Annotated in this window: 5 protein-coding genes; 1 reads left to right on the plus strand and 4 read right to left on the minus strand. The window is 72.2% G+C overall.

Annotated features, from left to right (window positions below; genetic code table 11):
- Nucleotides 1–236: 236 nt before the first annotated feature.
- From ACFWJW_RS37530 to ACFWJW_RS37545, 4 genes are read right to left on the minus strand one after another with little or no spacing between them, the layout of a single operon-like run.
- The gene (locus tag ACFWJW_RS37530) at nucleotides 237–923 is read right to left on the minus strand and encodes a TetR/AcrR family transcriptional regulator (RefSeq protein ID WP_387249872.1); all 687 of its coding nucleotides are present in this window, start codon (nucleotides 921–923) and stop codon (nucleotides 237–239) included.
- Between the two features lie 47 nt (nucleotides 924–970).
- Complete coding sequence (locus ACFWJW_RS37535) at nucleotides 971–2,056, minus strand: PDR/VanB family oxidoreductase (RefSeq protein ID WP_387249874.1); 1,086 nt, start codon at nucleotides 2,054–2,056, stop codon at nucleotides 971–973.
- 1 nt (nucleotide 2,057) lies between these two features.
- A complete protein-coding gene (locus tag ACFWJW_RS37540) occupies nucleotides 2,058–2,972 on the minus strand; it encodes a metal-dependent hydrolase (RefSeq protein ID WP_387249876.1) in 915 nt (304 codons plus the stop codon).
- Between the two features lie 54 nt (nucleotides 2,973–3,026).
- Entirely contained in the window at nucleotides 3,027–3,662 is a 636-nt protein-coding gene (locus tag ACFWJW_RS37545) for a TetR/AcrR family transcriptional regulator (protein WP_387249878.1), read from the minus strand.
- Nucleotides 3,663–3,767: 105 nt separating this feature from the next.
- On the opposite strand from ACFWJW_RS37545, the gene ACFWJW_RS37550 reads away from it, so the two are divergent.
- Nucleotides 3,768–4,190 (plus strand): DUF4345 domain-containing protein, encoded by a 423-nt coding sequence (locus ACFWJW_RS37550; RefSeq protein ID WP_387249880.1) that lies wholly within the window; start codon nucleotides 3,768–3,770, stop codon nucleotides 4,188–4,190.
- Nucleotides 4,191–4,279: the final 89 nt, after the last annotated feature.

The following is a 4,279-nucleotide window of genomic DNA, read 5'->3' on the forward strand; positions in this document are numbered from 1 at the left end:
GAGGGGTAGGGGTGTGGGACGTAAAGCGAAGCAGTCCCACACCCCTGCCCCGGAGGTCCGTCACCGCACCCGACACCCACCCGGCCCGCCGCAGGCGCAACGGCGAGCAACCCCCACGGCGGGACAGCCGAAAACGTGGGCCGAAGGCAAAGCGCAGCGGAAAGGCGGGCCAGCCGAAAACGTGGGCCGAAGGCAAAGCGCAGCGGAAAGGCGGGACAGCCGAAAACGTGGGAAGCCTAAGCAAAGCGACTCAGGCGCGAGACAAGATCCGCGAACATCCCATCCGCCGGCTCCTCGGCCAGTATGTGGCGGACGACGACGGCCATCTGGCCGTCATACGCCGCACTCACCGCCGCCAGCGCAGCGAAATCGTGGACGAGCTGGCGTTCCAGCTCGGCGCGTGGGACGCGGCGGCCGTCCAGCCACAGGAGGGCGGTGGTTTCGGCGAGGGAGACCCAGGAGCGGACCACCAACTCCAGCCGTGGGGCGGGGTCGGGGATGCCGAGGTGGGCCAGGATCTGCTCGTAGGCGGCCTGGCGGACGCCGTCGATCATCGCGCCGGTGCGGGTGGAGCCGATGGCCGGGCCGCCGCGCATCAGGGCGGAGAAGCCGGGGCCGTGCTCGGCCACGAAGTCGAAGAAGCGCTCCATGACCCGCAACAGCCGGGCGCCGAGCGGGCCTTCGTGCGGTTCCACGAAACGGGCGGTGAGCTCCTCGGCGGCCCGGCGCAGCGCGGCCTCGTACAGCTGCTGTTTGCCGGGGAAGTAGTGGTAGACGAGCGGCCGGGAGATACCGGCCGCCTCGGCGACCTCGTCGATCGAGACATCCTCCGGGGAACGGTGGCTGAAGAGGTCCAGCGCGACAGCGATCAGCTGCTCACGCCGCTCCTCGACGCCCATTCTCCGCCGCGTCCCGGTCGTCATGCGGCCACCCTAACGACCTGGGGCGCGGCACGGAATCGCCGGTCCCATCACAGATCGAGCACAAGACCTCCACCGCGCGCCCGGGAGACGCAGAGCAGCAGGGAGTCCGCGCGTTCGGCGTCCGTCAGCAGGTCATCGCGGTGGTCCACCTCTCCGGACAGCACCCGTTGTTGGCAGGTGCCGCAGAATCCCCGCTCGCAGGAGTACGGCAGATCGGGCAGCGCCTGGTCGCGGATCGCCCGCAGCGCACTGGTGTCCGCGGGCACGGTGACCGTACGGCCGGTGCGGCGCAGCTCGACCTCGAACGGTGCGTTGCCGGTGGCCGGGACGGGGGCGGCGGGGGTGAACCGCTCGGTGTGCAGGGTCAGTCCCTCGGTCACGGCGGGCAGCAGTGCCGCGACGGCGTCCATCAGGGGCTCGGGGCCACAGCAGTAGACGGCCGCTCCCGGTGGCGCACCGGCGAGGACCGCCGCCAGATCGGGGCGCCCGTCCTCGTCCTCGGCGACCACCGTCAGCCGGCCGCCGCCGGGGCCCGCCAGCTCGTCGAGCTCCGCCAGGAACGGCATCGAGGCCCGCGAGCGTCCGCAGTACAGCAGCCGCCACGGGACCCCGGCCCGCTCGGCCTGCCGCACCATCGGCAGGAGGGGGGTGATGCCGATGCCGCCCGCGAGGAAGACGTAGGCGGGTCCGTCCCGGAGCGGGAAGCGGTTGCGGGGGCCGCGGACCTCGACGAGCGTCCCCTCGTGCAGCCGCTCGTGCACCTCGCGCGAGCCGCCGCGGCCGTCCTCGATCAGCCGGGCGGCGATGGTGTACGAACCGGGCGTCGCGGGGTCGCCGCACAGCGAGTACTGGCGTACGGCCCCCGAGGGCAGCACCAGGTCGAGGTGCGCGCCGGGCTCCCAGCTCGGCAGCCCCTCGCCCGCCAGGCGCAGCCGGACCACGCCCTCGGCCTCCGCCGTACGCTCCACCACCTGCAACTGCCGTGTCCCGGGCGCCTGGTGGCCCTGCCCGGAGGTGGGGTGTTCCAGCGCGGGCAGCGGCCACAGGGGGGAGGTCTGGATCCGCCGGCGCAGCGCCCGCCGGGCGGCCAGGGCGCCCGCGGCGATCAGCACGACGGTGCGGACCCGGGGCATCTCAGGCACCTCCGGTGGTACGGGCGTCGGCCGCGGTCGCGGCGGGGGAGGCGGCCAGATAGGCCATGGCCTGCTCGGTGCTGCCGTAGTGGGAGGGGTGGTAGGTGCGGCTCAGGTACTGCGGGATGGAGCGGGCCATGGCCCCGGTCGTCGGCAGCACGCCCCGCCGCCCGGCGCGGACGAACTCCCGTACGCTCGCCCTCCCGTCGGTCAGCGACGGGTCGTGCGCCAGGAAGAAGCGGGTGCCGCGCTGCCACAGGAAGACCAGCGCGGCGAAGGCCGTGGCCCAAGTGCGGACCCGCCGACGGTAGCCGCCGTCGAGGTGGACGAAGAGGTCGAAGGCCACCGAGCGGTGCTCCACCTCCTCCGCGCCGTGCCAGCGCAGCAGATCCAGCATCGTCGGGTCGGCGCCTCGCGCGTCCAGGGCCCGGGCGTTGAGCACCCAGTCGCCCAGGAAGGCGGTGTAGTGCTCGATGGCGGCGATCAGTGCGACCCGCTCCAGCAGCCACCACCGCCGGGGGCGGCCGGGCGGCAGGGTGCGGTCGCCGAGCAGCTTCTCGAAGAGCCAGTCGACCTGCGCGGTGTACGGGGCCGGGTCCAGCCCCTGCGCCTTGAGGTGCGGCAGCACCTCGTCGTGTGCCTGCGAGTGCATCGCCTCCTGGCCGATGAACCCGATGACGTCCGCCCGCAGCCGGGGGTCGCGGATATGCGGCAGCACCTGCTTGTAGACGTGCACGAACCAGCGTTCGCCGGCCGGCAGCAGCAGATGCAGCACATTGATCGTGTGGGTGCTGAACGGATCGCCCGGTATCCAGTGCAACGGGGTGTCCGTCCAGTCGAAGGCGACGTTGCGGGCCTTCAGCGGGGGGTGCTCGGACGCGGCCGGCTGGGGCCGCAACGGGGCCGTATTAGACATGGCGTCAATGTACTGGGGGGTAAGGAATGCCGGAACCCCTCGGGCCGGGAAAGGTCAGGGGGTGGGCGGAGGGTCCGCGGGGTGTTCCTCGTCGCCGGTGAGCAGTCGGTCGAGATCCGTCACCGGGCGCAGCGCGCCCAGGAGCGCGCCGACGCACATCTCGCGCAACTCGGTGCGGCTGAAGGTCTGATGCGTCAGCCACTCCACGCAGAGCGTGCGGACGAACACCAGCCAGCTCATCAGGGCGGCCGGCACCAGCTCGCCGGGTCCGGCGCCGAGGCCGGTGGAGTCGAGCAGCCGGCGGCGCAGCTCGGTCAGCTCGTCGGTGATGACGGTCTGGATCACCGGGTCGCCGGCGAGCACCCGGTTCGCCGCGAGCACGGTGTGGCGGTTCGCGGCGAAGTAGTCGATATGGGCGTCGAGTCCGGCGCGCAGCTGCTCGTGCACGGGGCGGGCCGGATCGAGTTCCGTACGGGTCAGCAGCCGGTCCGCGGCCTGCTGGTAGACCGCGGCGAACAGGTCGCGCTTGTTCGGGAAGTAGCGGTACAGCAGGGCGCGGGACACGCCGGCCCGTTCGGCGACCTCCTCCATGAACACCTCGTCGTACGGCTTCGCCGCGAAGAGCCGTGCTCCGGTGTCGAGCAGCTGGCTGCGGCGCTCGGCGGGGTCGAGTCGGCGGCGTGTGGTCATGGTCCCGAGGTTACTTGACACCTGTCTACTACCGGCCGTACGTTCCCATTAATAGACAGACGTCTACTAGCGGGCATCCGCGGACGGGGAAAGGGTGGCCGGGGCATGGCCGGACTTCTCAAGTGGCTGGCGCTGGCGATGGGCGCCGCCTGTGTGGCGATCGGCGTGTTCCACTTCGCCCTCGGCATCGACTCGGTACCGGGAGAAGGCGCGGCGGGTGCCACCGTCGACAGCCGGGAGCGCTTCTACGGGGCGGTCTTCCTCGGCTATGGCCTCGCCTGGATCCGAACGGCTCGGCGCTCGACGATCCCGGCCACGGCGGTGCGCTGGCTGGCCGGCATCTTCCTGCTCGGTGGCCTCGGCCGACTGCTGTCGCTGGCCGTCCACGGGACGCCGCAGTGGTTCCAGCTCGCCCTGACGGCCCTCGAACTCGCCCTGCCGCCGCTCTACTTCTGGCTGGCGGCCGCCGACGAGCGAGCGGCAGCGGCCCGGCCCTCGCCGCGGCGAACGGAGCGCGTGCTTCCCTAGGGCCTGTCTTCAAAGTCCCGTCGTTCGCCCGTAGGGCGGGCCTCGCGGCGTCTGGTGCACTTCACTCGCTGCGCTCGCTTCGTCTCGGC

It is taken from the genome of Streptomyces sp. NPDC127097, from assembly GCF_042724075.1.
In the GTDB taxonomy this organism is placed as follows: domain Bacteria; phylum Actinomycetota; class Actinomycetes; order Streptomycetales; family Streptomycetaceae; genus Streptomyces.

Bases quoted from the DNA above. Each gene is read 5' to 3' on its own strand.
- ACFWJW_RS37545 (WP_387249878.1), bottom strand. From the start codon at position 3,662: ATGACCACACGCCGCCGACTCGACCCCGCCGAGCGCCGCAGCCAGCTG.
- ACFWJW_RS37535 (WP_387249874.1), bottom strand. From the start codon at position 2,056: ATGCCCCGGGTCCGCACCGTCGTGCTGATCGCCGCGGGCGCCCTGGCC.
- ACFWJW_RS37540 (WP_387249876.1), bottom strand. From the start codon at position 2,972: ATGTCTAATACGGCCCCGTTGCGGCCCCAGCCGGCCGCGTCCGAGCAC.
- ACFWJW_RS37530 (WP_387249872.1), bottom strand. From the start codon at position 923: ATGACGACCGGGACGCGGCGGAGAATGGGCGTCGAGGAGCGGCGTGAG.
- ACFWJW_RS37550 (WP_387249880.1), top strand. From the start codon at position 3,768: ATGGCCGGACTTCTCAAGTGGCTGGCGCTGGCGATGGGCGCCGCCTGT.